The 24,712-nt window shown below is 73.8% G+C and carries 22 protein-coding genes; 12 read left to right on the top strand and 10 right to left on the bottom strand.

Translation table 11 applies throughout. The features are described 5' to 3' along the window. Positions 1–23 precede the first annotated feature (23 nt). On the bottom strand, positions 24–1,157 hold the full coding sequence (locus tag EDD29_RS29770) for an MFS transporter (RefSeq protein ID WP_123667631.1): 1,134 nt from the start codon (positions 1,155–1,157) through the stop codon (positions 24–26). 315 nt (positions 1,158–1,472) lie between these two features. On the opposite strand from EDD29_RS29770, the gene EDD29_RS29765 reads away from it, so the two are divergent. The 3 genes from EDD29_RS29765 to EDD29_RS29755 are packed head-to-tail and all read left to right on the top strand — an operon-like array spanning position 1,473 to position 3,217. Beyond that, positions 1,473–2,045, top strand: a complete 573-nt coding sequence (locus EDD29_RS29765; protein ID WP_211360004.1) for a class I SAM-dependent methyltransferase — start codon at positions 1,473–1,475, stop codon at positions 2,043–2,045. Between the two features lie 13 nt (positions 2,046–2,058). Next, a complete protein-coding gene (locus tag EDD29_RS29760; protein WP_123667629.1) occupies positions 2,059–2,556 on the top strand; it encodes a SigE family RNA polymerase sigma factor in 498 nt (165 codons plus the stop codon). Further along, entirely contained in the window at positions 2,549–3,217 is a 669-nt protein-coding gene (locus EDD29_RS29755) for a hypothetical protein (RefSeq protein WP_123667628.1), read from the top strand. Before EDD29_RS29760 ends, EDD29_RS29755 begins: the two co-directional genes overlap by 8 nt. A 12-nt stretch (positions 3,218–3,229) precedes the next feature. On the opposite strand, the gene EDD29_RS29750 is transcribed toward EDD29_RS29755, so the two are convergent. Both EDD29_RS29750 and EDD29_RS29745 read right to left on the bottom strand, forming a co-directional pair. Further along, positions 3,230–3,706, bottom strand: a complete 477-nt coding sequence (locus EDD29_RS29750) for a riboflavin biosynthesis intermediates N-glycosidase (RefSeq protein ID WP_342774450.1) — start codon at positions 3,704–3,706, stop codon at positions 3,230–3,232. Between the two features lie 274 nt (positions 3,707–3,980). After that, positions 3,981–4,433, bottom strand: a complete 453-nt coding sequence (locus tag EDD29_RS29745) for a winged helix-turn-helix transcriptional regulator (protein ID WP_123667626.1) — start codon at positions 4,431–4,433, stop codon at positions 3,981–3,983. 120 nt (positions 4,434–4,553) lie between these two features. Here EDD29_RS29745 and EDD29_RS29740 point away from each other — a divergent pair, with 120 nt between their 5' ends. After that, positions 4,554–5,477 (top strand): endonuclease/exonuclease/phosphatase family protein, encoded by a 924-nt coding sequence (locus EDD29_RS29740; RefSeq protein ID WP_123667625.1) that lies wholly within the window; start codon positions 4,554–4,556, stop codon positions 5,475–5,477. A gap of 68 nt (positions 5,478–5,545) precedes the next feature. Continuing rightward, positions 5,546–6,565, top strand: coding sequence for a Gfo/Idh/MocA family protein (locus tag EDD29_RS29735; protein ID WP_123667624.1), 1,020 nt, complete (start codon positions 5,546–5,548; stop codon positions 6,563–6,565). 28 nt (positions 6,566–6,593) lie between these two features. Here the strand turns inward: EDD29_RS29735 and EDD29_RS29730 are convergent, their stop codons facing one another. After that, a complete protein-coding gene (locus EDD29_RS29730) occupies positions 6,594–6,845 on the bottom strand; it encodes a DUF6479 family protein (protein ID WP_123667623.1) in 252 nt (83 codons plus the stop codon). Continuing rightward, positions 6,842–8,596, bottom strand: a complete 1,755-nt coding sequence (locus EDD29_RS29725) for a hypothetical protein (protein WP_123667622.1) — start codon at positions 8,594–8,596, stop codon at positions 6,842–6,844. Before EDD29_RS29725 ends, EDD29_RS29730 begins: the two co-directional genes overlap by 4 nt. Positions 8,597–8,763: 167 nt before the next feature. Between EDD29_RS29725 and EDD29_RS29720 the strand changes: the two genes are divergently transcribed. Next, positions 8,764–9,405 (top strand): HAD family hydrolase, encoded by a 642-nt coding sequence (locus tag EDD29_RS29720; protein WP_123667621.1) that lies wholly within the window; start codon positions 8,764–8,766, stop codon positions 9,403–9,405. Positions 9,406–9,879: 474 nt separating this feature from the next. Here the strand turns inward: EDD29_RS29720 and EDD29_RS29715 are convergent, their stop codons facing one another. Beyond that, positions 9,880–10,653, bottom strand: coding sequence for a tyrosine-protein phosphatase (locus EDD29_RS29715; protein WP_123667620.1), 774 nt, complete (start codon positions 10,651–10,653; stop codon positions 9,880–9,882). A gap of 99 nt (positions 10,654–10,752) precedes the next feature. On the opposite strand from EDD29_RS29715, the gene EDD29_RS29710 reads away from it, so the two are divergent. Further along, a complete protein-coding gene (locus EDD29_RS29710; RefSeq protein WP_170201639.1) occupies positions 10,753–11,988 on the top strand; it encodes an isochorismate synthase in 1,236 nt (411 codons plus the stop codon). A gap of 9 nt (positions 11,989–11,997) precedes the next feature. Here the strand turns inward: EDD29_RS29710 and EDD29_RS29705 are convergent, their stop codons facing one another. The 4 genes from EDD29_RS29705 to EDD29_RS29690 form a co-directional block, all read right to left on the bottom strand. Continuing rightward, the gene (locus tag EDD29_RS29705; protein ID WP_123670754.1) at positions 11,998–12,609 is read right to left on the bottom strand and encodes a TetR/AcrR family transcriptional regulator; all 612 of its coding nucleotides are present in this window, start codon (positions 12,607–12,609) and stop codon (positions 11,998–12,000) included. Positions 12,610–12,676: 67 nt separating this feature from the next. Beyond that, positions 12,677–13,726, bottom strand: a complete 1,050-nt coding sequence (locus EDD29_RS29700) for a PDR/VanB family oxidoreductase (RefSeq protein WP_211359999.1) — start codon at positions 13,724–13,726, stop codon at positions 12,677–12,679. Continuing rightward, complete coding sequence (locus EDD29_RS29695) at positions 13,723–14,613, bottom strand: metal-dependent hydrolase (protein ID WP_246053074.1); 891 nt, start codon at positions 14,611–14,613, stop codon at positions 13,723–13,725. Before EDD29_RS29695 ends, EDD29_RS29700 begins: the two co-directional genes overlap by 4 nt. Positions 14,614–14,652: 39 nt before the next feature. Next, positions 14,653–15,144: a pyridoxamine 5'-phosphate oxidase family protein gene (locus tag EDD29_RS29690; protein ID WP_123667617.1), complete on the bottom strand. Its 492-nt coding sequence runs from the start codon at positions 15,142–15,144 to the stop codon at positions 14,653–14,655. A gap of 72 nt (positions 15,145–15,216) precedes the next feature. On the opposite strand from EDD29_RS29690, the gene EDD29_RS29685 reads away from it, so the two are divergent. The 5 genes from EDD29_RS29685 to EDD29_RS29665 all read left to right on the top strand — a co-directional run bounded on the left by EDD29_RS29685 (position 15,217) and on the right by EDD29_RS29665 (position 24,704). After that, entirely contained in the window at positions 15,217–16,797 is a 1,581-nt protein-coding gene (locus tag EDD29_RS29685; protein WP_123667616.1) for a glycoside hydrolase family 10-like protein, read from the top strand. 74 nt (positions 16,798–16,871) lie between these two features. Next, positions 16,872–17,075, top strand: a complete 204-nt coding sequence (locus EDD29_RS29680; RefSeq protein WP_123667615.1) for a DUF3040 domain-containing protein — start codon at positions 16,872–16,874, stop codon at positions 17,073–17,075. Between the two features lie 527 nt (positions 17,076–17,602). Next, positions 17,603–18,037: an ATP-binding protein gene (locus EDD29_RS29675; protein ID WP_170201638.1), complete on the top strand. Its 435-nt coding sequence runs from the start codon at positions 17,603–17,605 to the stop codon at positions 18,035–18,037. Positions 18,038–18,221: 184 nt separating this feature from the next. After that, entirely contained in the window at positions 18,222–21,611 is a 3,390-nt protein-coding gene (locus EDD29_RS29670) for a hypothetical protein (protein ID WP_123667613.1), read from the top strand. Positions 21,612–22,289: 678 nt separating this feature from the next. Continuing rightward, a complete protein-coding gene (locus EDD29_RS29665) occupies positions 22,290–24,704 on the top strand; it encodes an ATP-binding protein (protein ID WP_123667612.1) in 2,415 nt (804 codons plus the stop codon). Positions 24,705–24,712 lie beyond the last annotated feature (8 nt).

Here is a 24,712-nt window from a genome sequence, read left to right as displayed (position 1 = left end):
GCGGCGCGTGGCGTGCGGCCCGGCTAGGCGGGGCGGGGTTCGCCGCGGCCCAGGAAGCCCGCCGCGAGGGTCATGAGGACGGCCATGGCGGTGATCACGCCGAAGGAGACCGGGAGCGAGGTCACCGAGGCGAGGCCGCCGACCAGCGCGGGGGAGACGAGCAGGCACGAGTAGGTGATCGTGGCGACCGCGGCGACGCCCTCGTTGGGCACGTCGGCCGCGCGGCCCGCCGCGGCGAAGGCCAGCGGCACCACGACGGCGATGCCGAGGCCGATGAGCGCGAAGCCCGCGATCGCCGGGACCGGTGCCCGGCCCGTCACCACCAGGACGCCGCCCGCGATCGCCATCACCCCGCCGAGCCGGACGGTCCGGACCGTGCCGAGCCTGGCCACGACCGCGTCGCCGACGAGGCGGCTGACGGCCATCGTCACCGCGAACGCCGTGTAGGAGGCCGCGGCGATGCCGGGGTCGGCGCCGACCACGTCGCGCAGGTAGACCGCGCACCAGTCGGCGGTCGCGCCCTCGGCGAAGACCGCGCAGAATCCGACGAACCCGATGCCGAGGACCTCGCGGCCGGGCAGCGTGAACCTGGCGGGCTCGGCCGCGCCGGGCGGCGGGTCGGGCAGGCCGCGCCCGGCGGCCAGCGCCAGCAGGGCGAGGACCAGCGCCGCCCCCGTGAAATGGGCGCGCGCGTCGAGTCCGGCCGCCGCGGCGAGCGCGCCCGCGCCCGCGCCGACCAGCGCCCCGACGCTCCACATGCCGTGCAGGCTCGACATGATCGGCCTGCCGAGACCGCGTTCCACCTCGACGCCGAGGCCGTTCATCGCCACGTCGCAGACGCCGCCGAGCACGCCGTAGCCCAGCAGGAGCACCCACAGCACGGCGAGGTCCGGGGCGAGCGACGGAGGCACGAGGGCGAGGGCGAACAGCAGGGCCGTGGCCCGGGTGACGGTCCGGGCGCCGCGCCGGTGAATGAGGCGGCCGGTGACGGGCATCGCGAGGAACGCGCCGAGCGCGGGGGCGAGGAGCGCGAGGCCGAGTCCGCCGGGCCCGGCGTCCACCCGGTCCTGGATCCACGGGATGCGCGTGGCGAACGAGCCGCCGACCGCACCGTGAAGGGCGAACACCGCCGCGACCGACATCCTGGGGGTCCACATGGGCGTCCATAATAGGTAAGTTTGTTAACTATTGGAAGACCGGGTGCGAAGGGTTCCCCGGTCAGGCCCCGTGGCGGGGCCGTCCAGGCGGCCTTATATGACTGTTTCTCCTGATCTTCGGAAGTGTCACGGGACATAGTCTGATTGAGCAACAAAATGCAGCCGAGGGAAAATGACCGTGGGAAATGGCGTTGTAAGGGCGCGCGGTTTAAGGTCTGCAACGTGCAGTCGAACCCCCCGCTCTGCCAGGCGCCTGAAGAACTCGCCTTCGTGCGGGCGCACACGCGCCTGAGACCTGTCCCGTTCCTTCCAGAAATGGTGCTCCACCAGGCCGATGACCCCTATGGGCTCTGGGAGCGCACCGAAGACACCGGCCTGCCTTACTGGGCTTTCGCCTGGACCGGCGGCCTCGCCCTCGCCCGGCACGTCCTGGACCGGCCCGAGCTCGTGCGCGGCCGCCGCGTCCTCGACTTCGCCTCCGGCTCCGGCGTCGTCGCCGTCGCCTCGGCCCTCGCGGGCGCCCGCGAGGTCCTCGCGGCGGAGGTCGACCCGTACGCCGCGGCGGCCGTCACCGCGAACGCCGAGGCCAACGGCGTCACCGTGACGGCCGTGTGCGCCGACCTCCTCGACGAGGGCGCCCGAGACCCGGGCCCCTGCGACCTCGTGCTCGCCGGAGACGTCTTCTACGACAAGGCGATGTCCCGTAGGGTCGAGCCGTTCCTCCGCCAATGCGCGGCACGGGGCGCGCTCGTCCTCGTCGGCGACCCCGGACGGCGCTACCTGCCGCGCGGCACCTACACCGCGCTCGCCCGGTACGACGTGCCGGTGAGCCGCGCGCTGGAGGACGCCCGGCACAAGCGGACCACCGTGTGGCAGGTCCCGGCATAGCGAGGAGGCCCCGATGGCCGACGAGGAGGCGTTCCGGCAGTTCGTCGCCGAACGCTCCCCGGGGCTGCTCCGGCTGGCCTACCTGCTCACCGCCGACCGCGCGGGCGCCGAGGACCTGGTGCAGAACGCCCTGGTCAAGGCGTATCTTCGGTGGAAGCGCATCGAGACGAACCCGGAGGCCTACGTGCGCCGGATCCTCGTCACCGTCGCCGCCGACGAGCGCCGCCGACCCCACCGGCGGCACGAGACCGCGACCGACGCGCCGCCCGAGCACGCCGGGTCCGACCCGTTCGCCGCGGTCGACGGCAACGTGCGGCTGCGCGCGGCGCTCGCCGCGCTGCCCGCGGGCCAGCGCGCCGCGGTCGTGCTCCGGCACTGGGTCGGCCTCGAGGTCGCCGAGGTCGCCGAACTCCTCGGCTGCTCGGCCGGCACGGTCCGCAGCCAGACCCTGCGCGGCCTGGACAAACTCCGCGACGCCTACGGCACGGTACGGGACGACGCCCATGGATGACCGGACCCTCCTCGACCTGCTCGCCGCCGACGCGCCCGGCCCGTCACCGGCTTTCGCCGACGCCGTCGTCGGCAGGGCCCGCCGTGTCCGGCGCAGGCGCCGCCTGACCGTCGCGGCGTCGGCCGCCGTGGTCTGCGCGGCGGCGGCGGTGCTCCCCGTGCTGTGGACCGAGCAGACGGCGGGGGTGGACTCCGCGGTGTCCGCGACCTCCGCGCGGGGCGGCTACGACCGCCAAAGCGACGAGCAGGCGAAACCCGCGGCGAGTGGTGCGCCCACGCCGCTCGCCGGCGGCGCGCTGGAGAGCGGCGACGCGTTGCAGGACGACATGGGCCAGAAGCCGGGAGCCCGGCCGGAGGTCCCGGACGCCCCCGCCTACGCGGTGGCGCTGACGGCCTCCGGAGCGGGCCGCGCCGACCCCCTCGTGGTCCTGGACGCCTTCTGTTCCGGCATGGACTCCTGCGCACCCGGAAGGCTCCCCGGACCCTTCAAAGCGGCCCTGAAGGTCTTCCTCCCGTCCGTGGCCTTCACCACCGCCCGGACGGATCGCACGGCCGTCCGGCTCGGTCCGGCGGCCCCGGAGGGCGACGACCTCGTCATCGTCGTCAACGGCAGGCCCGTCCGCGTCAGCCCCACCGCCGACGGGGGCTGGACGGCGGTCTGAGCACCGCTCGGCTCAGCTCAGCAGCTCCCGCGCCCGCATCAGCGCGAAGCCCAGCAGGTTCAGCCCCCGCCACCGCGCGGGCTCGGCCGCGTCCGGCGAGTCCGCCGCCAGCCCGATCCCCCAGATCCGGTCGAGCGGACTGGCCTCCACCAGTACCCGGTCGCCCGTCCCGAGCAACCGCCCCCGCAGCTCCGGCGTGGCCGAGAACTTCGCGACGCTCACCCCCGTCACGAGCTCGAAGCGCCGCTCGGCCCACACCTCCTCGTCGAACCCCCGCACCTCACGCCCCGCCGCCTTCGCCGCCCCCGGATGCCCCGCCCCCATCACCTTCGCCAACGCAGCCTCATCCCCGAACAACCGCGCCTTCCCCGCCATCATCGCGTGCTCCGCCGACGGGTAGCGCACCCCCTCCATCTCGAACGCCTCCTCCCACCACTGCGAGAACACGTGGTTCCCACTCGCCTTGGGCGTGTGCCCCCAAAAGAACACGAACCGATGCCGCACCCCCTCCTCCCCGGCACGAATCAGAGCGGCGACATCAAGCGGAACAGAAGACACCTGGAGGCCTTTCACCGTCGTCCACCCGGCCGGACCGCGATCGGCACCGGCCGTCCCCGGGTCAAGGTACGGGTACCACCGGGGGGTTGGGAAAGTACCCCATCGGCCGTGATCCCGGGTGAACCAGCGTCCACGGACGGCACGCCACGGACGACTCTTATCGCCAGGTGGGCGTCCTGGCCGGCATGCGAGCGGCGGTTCGGGGCTATTCGGGGCCCTTCAGGGTCCAGCCGGGGGCGGTGACGGTGAGGCGGAGGGTTTCGGGGGTGGCCTTCTCGTGGCAGTGGGCGCAGGTGGGGACGGTTTCGGCGGGGTGGCCGCAGGTGTGGGTCGCGGTGACGGGCGGGGGGCCGGGGAGCCAGTGGTCGCCCCAGTCGCGGAGGGCGGTGAGGACGGGGGCGAGGTCCCGGCCGGCCTCGGTGAGGTGGTACTCGTAGCGGGCGGGACGGTCCTGGTAGAGGCGGCGGGTGAGGACGCCGGTGGCCTCCAGGGAGCGCAGGCGGGCCGTGAGGATGTCGCGGGACGCGCCGGTGTTGCGGGCGATCTCGTCGAACCTGCGGTTGCCGAACATGATCTCGCGGACGGCCAGGAGCGCCCAGCGCTCGCCGACGATCTGGAGCGCCCCGGCGATCGAGCAGGGGCGCGCGGTGCTGCTCATTCTTCCAGGTTGCCATATCCAACTCACTGTTCGTACAGGGTCGGGCCGGGTCCTCCGCTGTTACCCTGCGCGAAGGGGCGCGGTGCACGTCCCAGGGGCGTTGCCACGGGGGGCCGGGGGATGGGGCGCTGGAAGACCGTCGTCGCTTGGGTGATCGTCGCGCCGTTCGCGCTGTGGGCCGCGGTGCGGCTGTCCGGGTGGGACGCGACGTTCCGATGGGTGCAACTCGTCTCGTTCACCCCTTATGTCGCAGCGGCGTCCGTGGTGGTGCCCGTGATCGCGCTCGTGCTGCGGCGGCGTGCCCCGGCCGTCGCGGGGGCCGCCGTGGTCGCGGTGTTCGCCGCCCTCCTCGCGCCCCGCGTCGTCCCCGACGGCGAACCGCGCGCCGAAGGGCCGGAACTGCGCGTCCTGGCCGCCAACCTCCTGTTCGGCCGCACCCCCGCCGCCGACGTCCTCCGCCTCGTGCGCACCCTCGACGTCGATGTCCTCGCCCTGTCGGAGCTGCCTTCGCCCGCGAAGGACACGCTCGAGAAGGCGGGCATAGGCGAGTACTTGCCTTATTCACAGGACGGCACCAACGAGACGACGCTCTACTCGGCCTACCCCCTCAAAGTGCCGGGACCGTCCCCGGCGGGCGCCGTGCGCGCCCAGGTCGAGGTGCCCGGCGCGGGCGGGATCGTCGAGGTCGTGGCGGTCCACACCTGCGCGCCGCTGTATCCGGGCCTCGACCAGTGCTGGCGGGACAGCCAGGCCGCCCTCCCCGCCGCCACGCCCGACGGCGCCGTGCGCGTCCTCGCCGGAGACTTCAACGCCACCCTCGACCACGCCACCCTGCGCGCGGTGCTTGCCACCGGCTACCGCGACGCGGCCGAGGTGCGCGGCGCCGCCCTGCGGTCCACCTGGCCCGCCGACGGACGCCCGCTGCCCGGCGTCGCCATCGACCACGTCTTCGCCGACCGGCGCGTCGCGGTCCTCGGCTACTCCGTGCACACCCTGCCCGACAGCGACCACCGAGGGGTTTTCGCCCTACTGCGCCTGCCTTGACGCTGCCTGACCGGCTAAGTGGGGACCCTCCCGCTTGTCGTCCGCATCTGGTTTGTCATGATCGTGCTATGACGTTGCGTGTGGTCCTCATCGGATACGGGCTCGGGGGTGCGGCCTTCCACGCCCCGCTCATCAGCTCGGTGCCGGGGATGATGCTGGTGGCCGTCGTGACGGGGAACCCCGAACGGCAGGAGGCGGTCCGGCAGCGCTACCCCGGCGTCGCGGTGCTGCCCGACGCCTCGGCGGTCTTCGCCGAGCCGCAGCACTGCGACCTCGTCGTGGTGTCCACCCCCAACCGCACCCACGTCCCGCTCGCCACCGCGGCGCTCAAGTCGGGACTGCCGGTCGTGGTGGACAAGCCCGTCGCGGTGACCGCGGCGCAGGCCCGGGAGCTGGAGTCCTACGGGCCGCCCGTCTTCCCCTACCACAACCGCCGTTGGGACGGGGACTTCCGGACGGCCAGAAGGCTCATCGCCGAAGGCGCCCTCGGTAAGGTGCAGCGGTTCGAGTCCCGCTTCGAACGGTGGAGGCCGGAGGTCACCGAGTCGTGGAAGGAGTCCCGCGACCCGTCCGACGCGGGCAGCATCCTGTACGACCTGGGCACCCACCTCGTCGACCAGTCGATCTGCCTGTTCGGGCCGCCCACCCACGTGTACGCCGAGGTGGACACGCGCCGGGAGGGCGCGCAGGTGCCCGACGACGTGTTCCTCGGCCTCACCCATGAGGGCGGCGTCCGCTCCCACCTCTGGATGAGCGCCACCGCCGCCGACCTCGGACCCCGCTTCCGCGTCCTCGGAAGCGAGGCCTCGTACGTGATCCAGGGCATGGACGGGCAGGAGGCGGCCCTCCGCGCCGGGCGCAGCCCCCGGGAACCCGGATGGGGCCAGATGCCGCCCGAGAGCTACGGCCTCCTCGGCGTTCCCGGAAGGGCCCGCCCCGTCCGCACCGACGCGGGCGCCTACCAGGACTTCTACCGCGGGGTCGCCGCCACGCTCCAGGAGGACGCCCCGCCCCCGGTCCCCATGTCCGACGCCATCGCCGGCCTCGAGGTCATCGAGGCGGCGCTGCGCTCGGCCGTCGGACGCTGAGGTGAGGGGCCGAGGGCCCCTCACCTGATCAGGCGTCGCGCTCCGCGGACGTCGCCTCGTCGTCGGGCGCCTTCTCGTCGGGCGCCTCTTCGGCCGTGGCGTCCTCGGGAGACCCGCTCTCGGGCTCGGGCTCGGGGGAGCCCTCGGCTTCGGCCGCCGCCTCCTCCGCGGCCGCGCGGCGGCGGTCGACGATGATCGCGCCCGCGATGACCGAGACGATGGCCAGGGCCGGGACGAAGAGGGCGATCGCCTCGGTGGCGGAATGGTCGGCGAGAATCATGACCGAGACCGTACATCGGGACGTTCCCGGGTGGCACGGGCGATCCGCTGCGTGCCCCAGCCGAGGGAGACGACGAGCGTCAGCGAGCACACCAGGACGACGAGTGAGGCGGTCCCCCAAAGCCAGCCGGGGACGTCGGTCTTCAGCTCCCGCTGGAGGATGAGCTTCTCCGACTGGGCGGGCCGGGTGAACGACGGCTCGGCGGGCAGCGCCTCGGCGCCGATCGCCGGGTCCTTCGGCAGATAGATGGGCACCGCCGACAGTTCCCGCCCGTCGTGGACGCGGACGAGGGTCTTCCACTCGCCGTCCACGGGCATCGGCGAGGTCGTGCGGTAGACCGTCGGGCCCGTCCGCTCCAGCGGGTCGACGTGCAGGTCGCCGCCCTGCCAGGCGGTCACCTGCACCCACGCGGGGTCGTCCACGGGACGGCTGAGGGTGATGACGGCGTTGCCGTCGGGGCTCATCTCGACCTTCGCCGACAGGTCGCCCGGCACCGTCGCGATGAGGCCGTTGGCGACGCATCCGGCGATGACCAGCAGCGCCCCCGCGAACAGGCTCCGGGAGACCGCAGGGCGGGGCGGCCGTCCGGCCAGCCCCTCGGCGAGCAGAACGCCCAGGACCGCCCCCGAGAGGCCCCCGGCGACGGCCATGGCGACGCCCTCCGGCACGAGGTCCGGCGTCCAGGCGAGCCGGTAGGCGACGCCCGTCCACAGGTACTCGGCGGCGAACCCCGCGGTCCCGATGACGAGCCCGGAGGCGACGGCGAAGGCGTACGGCCGCCGGATGAGGAACAGCGCGACGACCTCCACCAGGAGCGCCTCGGCCAGGTACATCGGCACCGCGGCCGTCAGCTCGCCGATGACCGGGCCGACGAGCAGCGTGACGCCGCCGCGGACCAGCAGGTAGAACGCGGCGGCCATGAGCGCGCCGCCGCGGCCGACCCACAGCCGGGCGACGACGAGCGCGCCGCCCGCCGCGAGCGCGATGAGGAACGGCTGGTTGACCAGCCGGAACTGCGGGACGCCGAAGTCGAACTCGGCCTGGAACACCGACAGCCCGACGAGCAGGCCGCCCGCCATGCTGCCGCGGCGGAGGTAGCCGATGACGGCGTTCCCGGGCGTCCCGGCGGCGCGGCCTTCGCGCTCCAGGATCATCATGCCGACGAGCGACAGGCCCGCGCCGCCGATGAGCATCAGGTGGGTGGGGCCCCAGAGGGTCACGTCCTGGCCGAAGATGCGGTGCCACACGTCGTCCAGCGGGAAGCCGAGCAGCGCGTAGAACCCGGCGCCCGCGACGAGCGCGCCGCCCGCCGGGACGTACCAGTCGCGCGTGATGCGCAGCGGCGCGGGTCCGGGCTTCTCGCGCAGCGGCAGCACCAGGGCGAGGACGCCCGCGGCGAAGATCCCGAAGAGCCCGATGAGGATCGGGTAATGCGCGATGTTCGCCAGTGGCCCCTCGTCGCGGCCTCGGGTGATGTGCAGGGAGATGTCCCAGTACATCCCGAGCAGTGCGGTCAGCAGGGACACCAGCGAGACCATCGACGGCAGGGCCGCCCATCCCGGAATGCCCAGTTTGCCGTTCCGGTTCGCCACCGACGCCGCGGCGGTCAGCGCGGTCATTCTGCCCGTCCGGTGGCCCCAGCCCAGCGCGAGCAGAACGACGGCCAGGACCAGGCCCGCCCCGCTGGCGATGAACACCTGGTCGAGTGCGGCCCCACCCGCCGGCTTCAGTTCCTCGGCGAGAACGCCCATGTGCCCTCCTCGTCGTCCGCGATTTCCGGCACCGTAACGCATCACTTCCCTATGTGTCATTACTCAATGTCTCGTTCTGGAGGAAACCAGTGCGCGATGTTCACCACACTCGCCGAACCCCTGGAAAACCAGGTGCGCGCGGGCCCGTCGAGTGCTGCGATGGGCGTGTGACGGAACTGCACCTCTTCGACATGGACGGCACGCTCCTGCGCGGCACGAGCGCGAGCCTCCAGGTCGCCACGCTCCTCGGCGTCGGCGCCGAACTCCTCGCGATGGAGGCCGACCTCGCCGCCGGGCGCCTCGACCCGCCGGGCTTCGCCGTCGGCATCCACGCCCTGTGGCACGCGCTGACGCCCGACCACGTCGCCGAGGCGTTCGCCGCCTCCCCATGGCTCAGCGGCATCACCGAGGTCTGCGCCGACATCAGGGCGCGCGGCGGCCGCACCGCCGTCATCACCCTGTCGCCGGACTTCTTCGCCACGCTCCTGTGCGGCCTGGGCGTCGACGAGGTCGTCGCGTCCCGGTTCCCCGCGCTGCCCTTCCGGACCCCCATCGACCCGGCCGGCATCCTCGTCCCCGAGGCCAAGGTCCGCGCCGCAGAGGAACTCCGCCTCCGCCACGGCCTGCCCGTCTCCCGCGTCGTCGCCTACGGCGACTCCCACTCCGACGTCCCGCTCTTCCGCCACCTCGACCACACCGTCGCCGTCAACGCCGACTCCCACCTCACCGCCCTGGCCGCCCTCTCCTACGAGGGCGACTCCCTTCCCGACGCCTACGCCCTCGCCCGCACCCTCCTCGACCCCACCTGACCCGCCCGCACCAGCCCAGGCCGGACGCCGCGCCCCGCCTCGCGCCCGCCGATCCCGCGCCCGGCCCGAGCACGATCGGCCCGGACGGCTCAGCGCTGACCCGCCCGGCTCGAACAGGACCCGGGCCACCGGAGCGGCACCCTCGGCACACCGCCCCTCGGCGCCTCGCCCGCGCAGCCGCGAGGGCCGGGCCCCCGCCGACCGCCTGGGAGCCGTCCGTGCGGTCGTGCGGAGCCGGGTCGGATCCCTGCCGGCCGTCTGGGTCTCGTCCGCGCAGCCGCCAGGAGCCGGGTCAGGCCCCCGCCGGCCATCTGGCGCTCGTCCGGGAGGCCGTCAGGACGCGGACCGCGCCCGCCCGATCGGTCCGGGGTCGCCCGGGGGCTTTCGGGAGGCCCTGTGGAGGCGGGTCCGGGCGGAGACCGTCCGGGGGCGGGACCGTGTTGCCGCCCGCGCCGCTTCGGGGTGGGGGAGGGATCAGGAGACGAGCTGGGAGTTCAGGGCCTTGGTGTCGGCGGGGGTCCAGCCGTGGGCGGTGAGCCAGGGGAGGGGGCCGCCGTGGGCGGCGTCGAGGTCGGCGAGGAAGCGGGCCATGACGTCGACGCGGGGCTCGTGGGTCTCCTTGGGGCGGCCGCTCAGGCTCTGCCGGTAGGTGTCGGAGGCCAGGAGGCGGCGGAGGATCGCGTCGAGGCGCTCGGAGGTCAGCGCGTAGTCGGCGATGACGGCGTCGCGGGTCACGCCCACGGCCGACAGGGCCAGCGCCGCGATGACGCCGGTGCGGTCCTTGCCCGCGGCGCAGTGCACGATCGAGCCGCCCTCGGCGTGCGCCATGACGCGCAGCGCGGCGATCACCGAATCGGCCCGGTCGCGCAGATACCCCTGGTAGGCGGCCACGGAGCGATCGCCCTTGACCTCCTGGGCGTCCCGCTTCTGCCACGGCAGCACCGCGTCGACGTCGACCTCCTCGGGGTCGTCCTCGACGCTGAACAGCGACAGGTGGTGGTGGACGACCCCCGCGCGCTTGAGCGGCCCCGGCCCTTCCTTCTGGACCTCCGCCTCGGTGCGCAGGTCGAGCACGTGGCCGATCCCGATGGTGCCCGCGAGGAGTGTGACGTCGGCCTCGGTGAGGTCCTGGAGGTTGTCCGAGCGGAGCACCCTGCCGAACCGGGTGACGCCGCCGTCACCGGTGGGCAGCCCGCCCAGGTCGCGGACGTTGACGGCGCCTTCGAGGGGTATCCAGCGGTTCTGCATGATCGGAGCCTATCGGGCGCTTCCGACGTTCTGGGGGCCGCGGTGTGAACAGCGACACGTGTGGTTGAACGGGTTCAACTCCGCTGTACTGTGGGCCTCGTGAGCGTTGTGCTGCGAACCTCCGAGCGGCTGACGGTGCGGACACTACCCGCGCCGGGCCCCGTCGACCTCGTCGGAAGGCTGCCGCATCCGGCCGCCCTGGCCTGGATCAGACGCGACAGCGGACTCGTCGGCTGGGGCGAGGCCGCCCGCGTGCCGATCCCCGGGGGGCCCGACAGGTTCGCCCGCGCCCGCGGCGCGCTGACCGCCCTGTTCGAGGGCGCCGAGGTCGACGACGCGGTGGGCGTGCCCGGCTCCGGGCCCGTCGCCTTCGGCACGTTCGGCTTCGACCCGAAGAGCGACGACTCGGTGCTCATCGTGCCCCGGTCCGTCGTCGGCTGGCGCGACGGCCGTGCCTGGCACACCGTCATCGGCGCCGACGACGACCCCATGGCCGAACTGAACCCGCCCCGGCAGCCGTCCGGGGTGGCCTGGCGGGGCGGCGCGCTCGACGACACTGGCTGGGGCGGCGCGGTCCGCACCGCGACGGGACGCATCCGCGAAGGCGAGCTCGGCAAGGTCGTCCTCGCCCGCGACCTGTGGGCCGAGGCCGATGAGCCGATCGACGCGCGGGTCCTGCTGCGCCGCCTGTCCGCGCGCTTCCCCGACTGCTACACCTTCGCCGTCGACGGCCTCGTCGGCGCCACTCCCGAACTGCTCGTCCGCCGGATCGGCGGCGAGATCGCGTCCCTCGTGCTCGCCGGGACGACCCCGCGCGGCGCCGACGAGGCCGCCGACCGCGCGCTGGGTGAGGCCCTGTTCGCCTCCGCCAAGGACCGCCGCGAGCACGCCTACGCCGCCGACATGGTCCGCGACGCCCTCGCGCCGCTGTGCGCCGAGCTCGACCTGCCCGCCGAACCCGAGCTGCTGCGCCTGGCCAACGTCCAGCACCTGGCCACCCCGGTGCGCGGTCGCCTGGCGGGCGAGCGCTCGGTCCTGGACGTGCTGGAGGCGCTGCACCCGACCCCCGCCGTCTGCGGCACCCCCACGGACGCCGCGATGGACCTCATCCGCGAACTCGAGGAGATGGACCGCTCCCGGTACGCGGGGCCGGTCGGCTGGGTCGACTCCCGCGGCGACGGCGAGTGGGGGATCGCGCTGCGCTGCGCCCAGCTCGACGGCCGCCGCGCCCGCCTGTTCGCCGGGTGCGGCATCGTCGCCGACTCCGACCCCGCGGCCGAGATCGCCGAGGCGCGCGCCAAGTTCGGCGTCATGCGCACCGCGCTCGACGGCTGAGGCGCGCCGTTACGCCAGGCTCTCCAGCTTGCCGATGAACGCGGCGATCGCCGGGTCGTGCCCTGCCGTCGCGGCGATCATCGCCACGAGCTGCCCGGAGAGCCACGGCACCAGCTCCTCGCGGGCCAGCGTGCGCTCCTGGAGCCAGGTGAGCAGCGCGCCCTCGCAGGCCGCGACCCAGCAGCGCAGGGTCAGCAGCAGGAACGGCGACGGCTCGGCGATCTCCAACCGGACCAGCACCTCCGCGACGGCCGCGTGCCGCGCCTCGTCGACCATCGCCGCGGTCTCGGAGGTGGCGATGACCGAACCACCGCGCAGCAGCGCGATGTACCCCGCCGCGTGGTCCTCGGCGAACGCGACGAACTCCCCGATGGTGTCCTGGAGCTGCGCCAGCAGGTCGCCCTCCCGGTCGCGCCTGATCCGCCCGACGAGGTCGTCGACGGACGTGCGCAGCGCGGCGACGTGGATCTCCTCGATGTTGGAGAAGTACCGGTAGACCAGCGCGCGCGACACCTGGGCGTGCGCGGCCACGTCCTCCATCGTGACGCGCTCGGGCGCGGCACTGCCGAACAGCTCGAGTGCGGCGTCGATGAGCGCCTGCTTGCGGTGCTCGGGCGACATCCGGCGGGGGCGCGGGGCGGTCGGTATCGGTCTGTCGGTCGTGGGCATACGGCCCTTCCCGGGATGGTCACAGCTCGATGACGAGGTGGTCGCCCACGGCTCGGGAGACGCACGGCATCATCTCATTGTCACGGCGCGCCTGCTGCGGGAAACGGTCGCGGTGCGCTATTTCGCCCTCCAGGACCGTCACCCGGCAGGTGCCGCAGAAGCCCTGGCGGCAGGAGTAAGGGGCGTCGGGCACGACCTCGCGGAGCGCGTCGAGCATGCTGCGGTCGGCCGGGACGGCGACGGTCACGCCGGTGCGCGCGAGTCGCACCGCGAAGGGCGAGCCGCCCGTGACGGGTCCGGGCGCGAACCGCTCGGCGTGGAATTCCCGCGCGGCGCCCGAAGCCTCCCGCACCAGGGCGAGCAGCGGGGCGGGGCCGCAGCAGTACACGGCGGCGCCCTCCACCCGGTGGCCGTCCAGCAGATCATGGCCCGGCCGGCCCTCGACGTCGTCGGTGCGGACCGTCACCCGGTCGCCGTGGCGCGCGAGCTCGGCCAGGAAGGGCAGCGCCGCGCGGTCGCGGCCGGTGTAGAGCAGCCGCCAGTCCTCGCCGCGCCGCTCCGCCGCGCGGACCATCGGCAGGATCGGGGTGATGCCGATCCCGCCCGCGACGAACAGGTGCGGGCCGCCGCCGGTGAAGCGGAAGGCGTTGCGCGGTGCCGAGACCCGCACGACCGAGCCGGGCACGAGCGCGTGCGCCTCGGCGGAGCCGCCCTCCCCGTCGGGGACCAGCCGGACGGCGACGCGGTGCGCCCACCGGTCGGCGGGATCGCCGCACAGGGAGTACTGGCGGACCCGTCCCGAGGGCAGCGTCACGTCCACGTGGGCGCCGGGCGTCCATGCCGGGAGCCGCCCGCCCGCGGGGTCGGCGAGGGTGAGTCCCATGACGCCCTCGGCCTCGGCCCGGGTCGCGGTGACGAGCAGGACCCGGGTGCGGTCGACCGGGCGCGCGGGGCGGCGGCCGAGACCGCTCAGCGCCGCGAGCGCGGGCGGCACCGCGGCGGCCCTGGCCAGCATCGTGAACAGGGAGTCCGCGCCGCCCCTGCCGCGCAGTTCCGCGGGCAGCCTCACGCCGTTCGCCCCTCGGCGGCGCGGGCCGCGGGGGAGGACGCCAGATAGGCCACCGCCTGGTCGGTGTCGCCCTCCATCGACGGGTGGTAGCCGCGCGAGAGGTAGCGAAGCACCTTGCGGCCCAGGTGCGGCAGCGCTGGGGTGACCCCGCGCGAGGCCGGACCCCGGACGTCGCGGGCGCGCGGCAGCGGCACGCCGGCCAGTTCGCCGTCGATCGAGTACAGGAACCGCACACCCTTGCGCCACAGCACGAAGAGCATCGGCGCGACCACGGCCATCGCCTGGACCCGGCGCAGGTGACGGCCGTCGACATGCCGGTACAGGTCGAAGGCGACCGACCGGTGCTCGACCTCCTCGGCGCCGTGCCAGCGCAGCAGGTCGAGCATGGTCGGGTCGCAGCCCGCCCGGTCGAGCCCCTCGGCGTTGAGGATCCAGTCGCCCATGAAGGCCGTGACATGCTCGATCGCCGCGATGAGGGCGAGCCGCGACACCAGCCACTCGGCCTCGGCGCGGCCGCGCAGCCGGGGCCGGTCGCCGAGCAGCACGGAGAAGAACCACTCCATCTGGTCGGTGAACGGCCGGCAGTCCAGCCCCTGCTCGGTGAAGTGCTCGAGCACCTCGGTGTGGGCGCGGGCGTGCAGCGCCTCCTGCCCGATGAAGCCCAGCACGTCGCGGCGCAGGTCCTCGTCCTCGATGAGCGGCAGCGCCTGCCGGAACACCTCGACGAACCAGCGCTCCCCGGCGGGCAGCAGCAGGTGGAGCACGTTCATCAGATGGGTGGCCAGGGGTTCGCCCGGCACCCAGTGGCGCGGCAGTTCCGACCAGTCGAAGCGCACGTCGCGCGCGCCGAGCACGAGACGGTCGGGGGATGTTGTCTCCTTGAGCACCTCGCCATAGTAGATAATTCGTCAATAACAGGGAAGGGGCTACTGTGCCCGCATTTGCCGGACCTGTCCCTCCTTCCAGAGGAGGACGTCCAGGTACTCGGCGGACGCCGCGACCCGGGTCACCACGACCTCGGTGATGTCGAGGACGAAGACCGGGCTGCCCGCCACCTCCTCGGCCGCGCCCATGGCCTTGAGCAGGGCGGCGGCCTTGGCTGGATCGGCGACCTCCACGGCCCGCCCGGAGATCTTGGCGTCGCCCGGCCAGGCGGTGGGGTTCGCGTTGTCGGGATCCTCCGATCCGGAGTGGATCGCCACCCGCGGGTCCCGCCGTACGTCGCGCGCCTTCAGGGACTGAGGCATCATCCCGACGACCGCCTCGCCCTCGACGAGCTCCATCTCGATCCCGCTGATCCGCGGACCGCCGTCCTTGCGCAGCGTGGCGATGGTCTTGTGCTTGTGCGCGCCGAAGAGGGCCGCCGCGTCCGCCGCGAACTCCGGCGCCGACTCGATCACTTCGCTCCATGTGGCCATGGATCGATCCCAGCACGGGGGTACGACAGAATCCGCGGGTCCGCGCCGGTGGGAGCGGGTAGCCTCACCAAAATGGGTGGAGCGCGCACAGCAGTGACGGCGGTGGCGGGAGCGGCCCTGGTCGCCGGATGCTCGGCGGTCGGGGGCATCGACCCCGTGCCCGCGCCGAAGGCCGAGGCCGCGGTGCCGGGAAGGGCCGCGGACGCCCCCGCCGAGTGCACCGGTCTGAAACCGACCGGCGACGACCCGGCCAAGGAACTGCGCGGCATGTGGATCGCCACCGTCTACGGCGGCGACTGGCCCGGCGACCCCGAACTGCCCGTCGAACGCAAGAAGGCGGCCTTCCGCACCCTGCTCGACAAGGCCAAGGCGGCCCGGCTGAACGCGGTGTTCGTGCAGATCCGCCCGGCCGGCGACGCGTTCTACCCCTCCGACATCGAGCCGTGGTCGGTCTGGCTCACCGGCAAGGCGGGCAAGGACCCGGGCTGGAATCCGCTGGAGTTCATGATCGAGGAGGCGCACGCCAGGAACCTGGAGTTCCACGCGTGGTTCAACCCCTACCGCGTCGGCGAGGACAACGACAGGGCCAAGCTCGCGCCGGACAGCCCCGCCGCAGAACATCCGAGCTGGGCTCACAAGTACGGCAAGTACCTCTGGTACGACCCGGGCCTTCCCGAAGTCCGTGACCTCGCCGTGTCGGCCATCATGGACGTCGTCCACAAGTTCGACGTGGACGGCATCCACATGGACGACTACTTCTACCCCTACCCGTCCGACGGAGAGTTCCCCGACGGCAAGACCTACCAGCTGTTCGGCGCGGACTACCCCACCAAGGCCGCCTGGCGCCGCGACAACGTCAACAAGCTCGTCAAGCGCCTCTACACCGAGGTGACCGCGGCCAAGCCCTGGGTGCGGTTCGGCATCAGCCCGTTCGGCATCTGGCGCAACAAGTCGGCCGACCCGGCGGGTTCGGACACCAACGGCCTCGACTCCTACGCCTCGATCTACGGCGACGCCCGCAGGTGGATCCGCCAGGGCTGGCTCGACTACGTCATCCCGCAGCTGTACTGGCCGATCGGCGACCCGCGCGCCGACTACCGCGTGCTGGTCCCGTGGTGGTCGAACATCGTGCGCGGCACCGACGTGCGCCTGTTCATCGGCCAGGGCGCCTACCGCGTCGGCGCCGACGCGGTGTGGCGCAAGCCCGACGAGATAAGCCGCCACCTCACGCTCAACGCCAGGTACCCCGAGGTGCGCGGCGACGTGTACTTCAGTTCGGCCGACGTCGCGCGCGACAAGGGCGGGTTCATGAGCGCGATCCTGCGCGACCACTACCGGCGGCCCGCCCTCATCCCGCCGTGGCAGACCGGAGAGGCTCCCGCCGCCCCTACGGACGTGCGGGCTACGACGGAAGACGGCCGCGTGAAGGTGACGTGGCAGGGCGACGGCACGTCCTACGCCGTCTACCGCACCGAGGGCCGCGGCGAGGAGTGCGCGCCGGTGCGCCCGCAGGACCTGGTCGGCACGACCCGCGGCACCGAGTTCCGCGACACCGGCGCCGAGCAGGGCAAGGCGTACACCTACCGGGTGACGGCCCTGGACCGCAACCAGCACGAGAGCGCACCCGGCGCGGGGGCCGTCCGGGGGCAGTGACCGGGATCACTCCGGGACGAATAGAACCCGCCGGGACGGGGGAGGAAGACCCTAATGACCCCCGGAGGTGCGCCATGGCTCTCTCAATGGACGAAGAGCGGATCCTGACCGAGATCGCCTCCCGGCTCAGCCGGGAAGACCCCGCCCTGGCTCAGCGGTTGGAGCATTTCGGCCGGGCGCGCCGGACCCGTACCAGGCGCATCGTGACGGCCGTGGTGATCACGGTGCTCGGGCTGGTCTCCGCGGTGGGCACCGCGATAGCGGTGTTCTTCTCCTGAACCGCCCCGCGTCCGCGCGACGAGGAGGGCGGACGCGGCGAGGGCCCCGGCGCGATGCGCCGGGGCCCTCGGTGTTGCGCGAGGCCGGTGTGGTGGTCGCCTCTCGGCGGATGGCACAACACGGCTCCAGCCGAACGGTATTCCGTGAAGGCTTTAGATGCGGCCCGGGGACACTGGCCACACCGGCACAGCCAGCTTAACGGCTCCCGCGGGGTGTCTCGCGCACGGCGTCCCCCGCGTCCCGCTTCGGGCGTGTTTCCACAAGGTGTGATACGCGTCACGTACTCCGCGCGGGTGTCTGGAGCGTCGCAAATGTGTAGAGCGACCTGATATCCAGCGAGGAGGGGCCCTTGCCGGAACGTCAACTCCCGGCCGGACCGGATGCGGACTCGGCACAAAACAGTGCCGTTTCGGCCATACCGTCGCCGGACGGCAATTTTCCGCCGCCGGAGGGGGAACATCCGAAGGTGAGGGCCGGGGGGCCTCGGCCACCATCGCAACGCACGTCGTACGGGAGGAGACGGGCAGTGGACGCACCGCGACTGGGGCTGGTCGGCAGGTCCGGCGCCCGCGCCGCGGCATGGGATCTGTCCCCTGACCTGCGCGCACCGGGCAGGGCGAGGGAACTCACCCGGGGGGAACTGGCGGCCTGGAGGATAGCCGACCAGTCGGACATCGATGAGGTAGTGCTCATGGTCGACGAACTGGTGGCCAACGCCGTCGTCCATGGCAAGGGGCCGATCCACCTATGCCTGCTGCTGGAGGGACACCTCCTCCGCGGCGAGATCACCGACGAGTCCTTCGAACCGCCGCCCGAACCGAGGACCGAGCGCGAGTTCGACGCGGAGGACGGCCGCGGCCTCCTCCTCGTCGCCGCGCTCGCCGCGGACTCGGGCTGCCGTACCGAGTCGCACGGCAAGACCGTGTGGTTCACCCGCGTCCTGAGCGGCCTCGCGTCCTGACGCACCCGCGTGCCGGCCGCCCCGCGACCGGCACGCTCCCCGGTCGCTCGATCCGCGCGGCCGGACGACATCTTCGATCCGACGGCGTCCGAGGGCTCATGCCCCGGGCGCGCGTCCGGACGGCGCCCTCGGCCCGTCCCCGGGCTCGGCGAAGCGTCACCGAACCCGACTAGGATCCGAAAGTGTGAACTGGCAGACCTCCGGCGGCGTCCCCGCAGACGACCCCTTCGCCAAGGCCGAGGCCGACGTCCGCGCGATGACCTCCTCGGCGTGGTGGCAGACCGCCGCGCCGCAGCAGCGCGCGGAGCAGGTCATCTCACGGTTGCTCGCCGGGCCGGGCGAATGGTGGCTTTACGGCGCCTGGGGCCGCTGGTACCGCTGCGGTCTAGACGGCCACTGGCACCCCAGCCCGCCGCCCGCCGACGCCGCGGCCCGCCGGGTGCTCGCGCCCGCGCCGCCCGGAGTGGGCAATCCGCCGGTTCCGCCCCAGCTCATCCCGACAGGTCCGGACATCGGCGCGGGCCTCATGGCGGGAGCGGGCCTGCTCGCCGACGGTCCGTCCGCCGAACTCGTCGCGCGCGTGCAGCAGACCCTCGTCACCGCGATCGCGGTCGACCCCCAGCAGTTCGCCATGCAGGACCCCGCGTTCCAGCCGGGCACCCCCACGACCGTCGCCGCGCTGTGGGGCGCGGTGCTGTTCAGCGCGGGCACCCCCGTCGTGCTCGCCGAGCACCCCCTCGTGGCCATGTTCGCGCCCTACCTGACGGTCCAGGCCGAGCACCTGCGCTGGATGATCGCGCCCGACCTCACCCGCCTCGCCGTCTACTACACCGACAGGCTCGGCGCGCACGACCCCGTCGGAGCCGCCTTCGTCGTGCGGATGATGGGGGAGCTGGCCGGGGCGCTCGCCGCCGACCGCGCCTTCCAGCCCGGCGCGTCCGCGCTCGCCGCGATCTGCGCGACCACGCTCCAGTACGTCCAGGCCGACCAGCAGGCGATGGCCTACGGGCCGCAGACCGTCGCCAAGGAATGGCTGCGCCGCTGCCCCGCGGAGTTCGCCGCGCCCATCGTGCGGGAGGCCTCGCCCGGCGAGTACCTGAGGCTCGCCCTGTACGACCTCGCACTCTTGTACGGCGACCTCACCGAGGGCACCGCGCGGCCGCCCGCGGAGCTGCGCCGCGCCGCCGCCGCGGTCTTCGCCGCCGACCTCCAGACCATCCCGCAGGCCGTGCCCGCGGTCCTGCCGTGGCTCGACCCGGAGTCCGCGCGGACCGTCCAGGAGGTGCTCGGCCAGGCCCAGCACCCGCTGCGCGAGCTGTTCCCGCAGGGCGTCCGGCTGCCGCCGGGGCTGAGCAGCACCGACCCGGGCAAGGTCCGGGCGCTGCTCGCGCTCACCCACACCCTCGCGATGACGGCCTGCCGCCTCGCCCAGACCGCGCCGCAGCACCTGGAGTTCATCGTCCCCGCGGCCTGCGCCGCCGAGCTCGGCACGCCCGCGCTCAGCCGTCCCAAGGCGACGGGCGAGCTCACCGCCTGGGAGATCATCAACGCCGCGCGCCGCCACCTCGCCGACGAGCGGGGCGTCGCCCACCCGTCGGCGCCGCCCGCGTCCCCCGCGCCCGGCCCGCAGGCGGCCGTGCCGGCCCCCGCGGTGCCTCCCGTCGCCCCTCCGCCGTCGCCGGAACCCTCGTCCTTCGACGACGACCCCTTCGCGACCCGTCCGAACGCGAGCCCCGCGGCGCCGTCCCCGGCCGACGGTCCGCGGCCCGATCCGTTCGGCCGCGATGTCGCGGAGTCGTCCGAGGTCCCGCCGCCCTTCGACCCGAACGCCCGGCCCGCGGGCAACGACGCGCCCCCGGCTTACGACGCCTACGGCCAGCCCTCCTCCAGCCCGTCGTCTCCGCCGCCGGGCCCGAACGGCTCCGCCGCCCCGCCCTACGCCCCCTCAACGTCACCCGCCCACGGGTCGGCTTCTGCGGAGAGCCCGGCGGTCCCGCGCTACGACCCTTCCGCGTCGCCCGCCTACGGGCAGGGCCCTTCGGGCGGCTCCGGGATACCGCCTTACGACCCGTCCGCGTCTCCGGTCCACGGCCAGGGTTCTGCGGTTCCGCGTTATGACCCGTCGGCGTCGCCCGTGCAGGGGCAGGGCTCCGGCGTTCCGCCTTACGACCCCTCCGCTTCCCCGGTCCATGGGCAGGGTTCTCCGGGGGGTTCCGGGGCCCCGGCCTACGACCCGTCCGCGTCTCCGGTCCACGGCCAGGGTCCTGCGGTTCCGCCTTACGATCCGTCCGCTTCACCTGTGCAGGGGCAGGGTTCTCCGGGGGGTTCCGGGATTCCGCGTTACGACCCCTCCGCGTCTCCGGTGCACGGGCACGGTTCCTCGGAGGGCTCTGCGGTGCCGCCCTTCGATCCGCAGGCCAGGCCCGTCTCCGGCGCGTCCGCGCCGCCCGCCTATGACGCCTACGGCCAGCCGGTAGGGAACGTGCCCGGCCAGGCGGGGCCCGTCGAGGCGCCGTACGCGCCCGACCCCTACCGGCCCGTTCCCGAGGGCGAGTCGCCTCCGGCGTACGACGCCTATGGCCAGCCGCTCGCTCACGCGGCGCCGGCTCCGGCCGAGACATCGCCGTACGCGCCCGACTTCACCGGTCCCGCCCAGGTCGCGGACGGCACCGCGCCCTATCTGCCGACGTTCGCGGCGCAGTCCCCGCCTCCGCCTCCGGCCCCCGCTCAGACCCCCGTTCCCGCGGAGCCGTTCGGCCTGCCCGGCGCGCCGTCGGGCGGCACCACCGTCCAGGCGTACGGCATCCGGTTCCTGTGCGGCGCCGACGACGTCGAGCGGATGCTGACCGAGGTCCGCCGCCGCGGCAAGTGGGCGCAGCAGCTGCGCGGGCAGGAGGTGTCCAGCGCTTCGGCCCCGGCCGTCCTGCTCGTCGGGGCGCCTTCCACCGGGCAGCGCCGTCTCGCCCGGATGATCACGCGGGCACTCGCCGAGGTCGGGTTCAGCGGCGAGCGGCTGCGGACCCTGCATCTGGAGCAGGTGCGCGAGAACGGCCCGGACGGCCTGCCCGCGCTCCTCGACGCGCATTCGGGCGAGACCCTCCTGCTGGAAGGGCTCGACGAGCTGATCCTCGACGACGGGCAGGGCGACGCCTACGCCCGCGCCCTCTACCGGGTCCGTGCCGAGGGCGTCACCACGACCACCCTCGTCGCGAGCGTCCGGCCCGAACGGTTCGAGGAGTTCGCCGCGGCGCACCCCGAGATCGTCACCGACTTCCGCACCGTGCGCCTGCCCGACCTGGAGGGCGGCGAGGCCCGGCTGAACCTGCTCGCCCTGCTGGCCGCCGAACGGTTCGTCACCATCGACGACCATGCCTGGCAGGTCGTCCGGGCCGAGTTCGGCCCGGTCGCCGGACGCGGCAGGCTCGTCAACGCCCGGCTGGTCGAGACCTTCCTCGACCGGGCCTGCACCCGCCATCTGGGCACCGCCGACGACACCCTCGCCGTCATCGGCGACCACGGTTTCGTCCTCGGCGCCCAGGACGTGGCGGGGATCGCCGCCGACCTGCCCCGCTAGACCCCAGGACGTCCGCCGCGCCGCCCGAGGCCCCCGAGGCCCGGGCGGCGCGGTGCTATTCCGGCACCGTCGGCGCGGCCGAAGGATCCGGCCGACCCGATCCACGCCGACGCCGCCGGGGCGCGGGCGGCCCCGTTCGCCTCGGCACGGACGGGGACGGCGGTACCCGGCGCCACGGGGTTGGTGCCGGAGTGGCTAATTCCGTGAATATTCCTTAATTGGCTTTCATCCCTTTAGTCGGAATCATCCGACCAGTCAATGCCCTCCCTCGGTCGGTCATTCAGGAGAAAAGGGGGATAAGGTCGATTCTTCGGATTGATTGTTCACTGTCGGCCGTGGCGCGTCTGATGTGTCGGGGTGTGGCCCCCCGGAAGGGTCATCCGCCTGTGCCGTGCCGACCGGGGCCCGTAGGGTTCCGCCCGGCTCTTCGACGTGCGGACCGGGGAGAATTGTCGATTTCTGCGCTTTGGGAGAATCTGCGGAGTGTGTCGGTAGCGGGAATTGCGGCCGACAGATCAAAAGATGAAAAGGGGGGATCTGGAGCTGAGGGCAGGCTTATTCTCTGGGCACGTCCGAGGTGGACGCGCGCGCTTTCAGATGGTCGGCCCTTTATGGACGGATGAGGGACGGATATCCCGCGCGGTTTCTCTCTCGTTTCTCCTACCCTCCGGAGGTCTGATGGGCGTCCTGAAGAACGTGCGAGGCGTCGGCGTGCCGATGGTCTTCGGTGAGCACATGGTGACGGTGTCGGCCGAGGGGTCGAAGGTCGCGGCCCTGCCCGAAGGCGAGCGCCCCCCGACGCGCACCCGCCCGATCCTCGGGTCCCTGCCGAAAGCACCCCTGGTGCTCTACGGACGGGACGCCGAGACCGCGTCCGTCGTCCGGGCCCTGGAAGCGGGCCGGACCCTGCACGTGCGCGGCGGCGCGGGCGTCGGCAAGAGCACCCTCCTGCGCAAGGCCGCGCACCTGCACGGTGGCACCGGACTCGTCTACCTCGACGCCACCGGGCGCGACACCGGCGACCTGGTCCAGGACGTGTTCGAGGCGTGCTTCGACGCGCCCGGACACCGCCCGGCCGAGGCCGAGGCGCGGCGGCTGCTCGCCCCGGTCCCGGTTCGCCTGATCATCGACGATCTCGCGGCCGCCGCCGTGGACAGGCTGCTCGACGCGGTCCCCGCCGGCTCCGTCGTCTTCTCCGGCACCGCGCGTTCCGGCCTCGACGAGGACGCCGTCCTGAAGCTCCAGGGCCTGGACAAGGTTCCGGGGCTGGCGCTGCTGCGCAGCGCGCTAGGCCGCGACCCGGTCGACGCCGAAGGCGCGCGGGCCCTGGAGCTGTGGCGCGCCGCCGGCGGAGAGCCCCTCGCGCTGCTGCGGGTCGCCGCGAGCGGCGCCACCGGCGACCTCCCGTCGCCCGGCCGCGTAGGCGACCTCGTGCCTTCCCTCATCGAGGCCCTCGACGAGTCGGCCCTGCGGGTCCTGACCCTGCTGGCCCTGCCCGGCTGCGGCACCGTGCGTCCCGACGTGCTGGACGACCTCGTGCCGCTCGGCGCGGCGGGCGCGGACCGGCTCACCCGCTGCGGCCTCGCCGTGGAGACCGGCGACGGCTACCGGGTCGCGCCCGGCCCCGTCGTCGCGCCCAACCCCGGCGCGTCCGACGTACGGGCCACCGCGCGCGTCCTGCGGGCCTGGACGGGATCGCCAGGACGGACGCCCGAGGACGTCGCGGCGCACGGCGAGCTCATCGCGGCGGTGGTCGCCGCGGCGTCCCGCACCGGCGATCCGGAGTCCGGCGGCCTGTTGGCGCGCGCCGCCTCCGAAGGCGCCGCCCGCTCTCTGCGGCTCGGCTCCTGGGGCCGCATCCTTGAGCAGGGCAAGGCCGCCGCCGAACGCGCAGGCGACCGCCGCACCCTCGCGCACCTGCTGCACGAGGACGGGGTGCGGCTGCTGCTGAGCGGGCGCAGGGCCGCGTCCGCCTCGGCGCTCGCCGCGGCCGCGGTGCTGTGGCGGGAGCTGGGCGACCCGGTCGGCGCGGGCCTCACCGAGGAGGCCCGCGAGGCGGTCCGGCACGGCGCGTCCGTCGCCGAGCTGCACTTCGCGCCCGCGCCGGCCGCGCCCGTCCGGTCCGTCGGCGGCCGGGCCGAGGCCGCGGCGCGCCCGCGGCCCCCCGCACCCCGCGAGGACGAGGCCAAGGCGCAGCGCGGCAACGGCAGAGCCCGCCACGCGCTGCCCTCTTCCCCGGGCCGCGTCAAGATCGCGCTCGCCGGGGGCCTGGCGGTCGCCGCGATCGCGGGCGGCTACGCCGGGGTGCGCGCCGTGTCCGGCGACACCGTCGCGGTCCGCCTCATGGTCCGCAGCGACGTGGTGACGGTGGACCTCCCGGGCGACTCCACCTGCACGCCCTCCGGAACCGGTACGAACTGCAGCACGGTCGTCAACGCGGACAAGGGCGAGGCCACCGCCGTGATGGTCGAGCCGCGCGCCACCCAGGGCGTCGTCCTGCGGTACTGGGGCTGCGACGAAGGCCCGGTGTCCACCGAATGCACCGTCACCGCCGAGCGGGACCACGTCGTGTGCGCGACCACCACGGGCCCGCGCGACGCCGTCGCCCGCCGCGAGTGCGAGGTGCTCACCGCCCGCAACCCCGTGGGGCCGGGCAGCGCGACGGGCGTCGTCACCCTCCGGGCGCCGACCCAGTGGCGGGTGGAGATCGAGGGAGCCCCCGCCGTGTGCCGCCACGAGACCGACGAGATCGGCGAGACCGACCCCATCACCGGCCGGCGCCGGTGCGGCGAGTTCCGCCTGTCGGTGGGCCAGAGCATCACCCTCAAGGCCGTCATCACCGGCCAGGTCCCCGCGAAGGGCAGGTACCTCGACGACTCGGCGATCGACCGGACCCCGGTCTGGTACGGCTGCGACACCGGACCGGCGGCCGCGACCTGCACGATCACCATGACGCGCGAGCGGGTCAACGCCGCGAAGACCACCGGGGCGACCAACGCGGCGGTCGCCTGTGTGGCCACCCCCAGCGGCTTCGACCTCGGTGCCCGCTCGATCTGCGCCGACCTGGTCCGGGGGCTCGAACCGGTGCCCTGAACGGCGCC

It is taken from the genome of Actinocorallia herbida (assembly GCF_003751225.1).
GTDB classification, from domain to species: Bacteria; Actinomycetota; Actinomycetes; order Streptosporangiales; family Streptosporangiaceae; genus Actinocorallia; species Actinocorallia herbida.
This window is presented reverse-complemented; position numbering and strand designations above follow the sequence as displayed.

Coding starts and splice junctions, on each gene's coding strand:
- EDD29_RS29770 (WP_123667631.1), bottom strand. CDS start 1,157: ATGTGGACCCCCAGGATGTCGGTCGCGGCGGTGTTCGCCCTTCACGGT.
- EDD29_RS29765 (WP_211360004.1), top strand. CDS start 1,473: ATGGTGCTCCACCAGGCCGATGACCCCTATGGGCTCTGGGAGCGCACC.
- EDD29_RS29760 (WP_123667629.1), top strand. CDS start 2,059: ATGGCCGACGAGGAGGCGTTCCGGCAGTTCGTCGCCGAACGCTCCCCG.
- EDD29_RS29755 (WP_123667628.1), top strand. CDS start 2,549: ATGGATGACCGGACCCTCCTCGACCTGCTCGCCGCCGACGCGCCCGGC.
- EDD29_RS29745 (WP_123667626.1), bottom strand. CDS start 4,433: ATGAGCAGCACCGCGCGCCCCTGCTCGATCGCCGGGGCGCTCCAGATC.
- EDD29_RS29740 (WP_123667625.1), top strand. CDS start 4,554: ATGGGGCGCTGGAAGACCGTCGTCGCTTGGGTGATCGTCGCGCCGTTC.
- EDD29_RS29735 (WP_123667624.1), top strand. CDS start 5,546: ATGACGTTGCGTGTGGTCCTCATCGGATACGGGCTCGGGGGTGCGGCC.
- EDD29_RS29730 (WP_123667623.1), bottom strand. CDS start 6,845: ATGATTCTCGCCGACCATTCCGCCACCGAGGCGATCGCCCTCTTCGTC.
- EDD29_RS29725 (WP_123667622.1), bottom strand. CDS start 8,596: ATGGGCGTTCTCGCCGAGGAACTGAAGCCGGCGGGTGGGGCCGCACTC.
- EDD29_RS29715 (WP_123667620.1), bottom strand. CDS start 10,653: ATGCAGAACCGCTGGATACCCCTCGAAGGCGCCGTCAACGTCCGCGAC.
- EDD29_RS29705 (WP_123670754.1), bottom strand. CDS start 12,609: ATGTCGCCCGAGCACCGCAAGCAGGCGCTCATCGACGCCGCACTCGAG.
- EDD29_RS29690 (WP_123667617.1), bottom strand. CDS start 15,144: ATGGCCACATGGAGCGAAGTGATCGAGTCGGCGCCGGAGTTCGCGGCG.
- EDD29_RS29685 (WP_123667616.1), top strand. CDS start 15,217: ATGGGTGGAGCGCGCACAGCAGTGACGGCGGTGGCGGGAGCGGCCCTG.
- EDD29_RS29680 (WP_123667615.1), top strand. CDS start 16,872: ATGGCTCTCTCAATGGACGAAGAGCGGATCCTGACCGAGATCGCCTCC.
- EDD29_RS29665 (WP_123667612.1), top strand. CDS start 22,290: ATGGGCGTCCTGAAGAACGTGCGAGGCGTCGGCGTGCCGATGGTCTTC.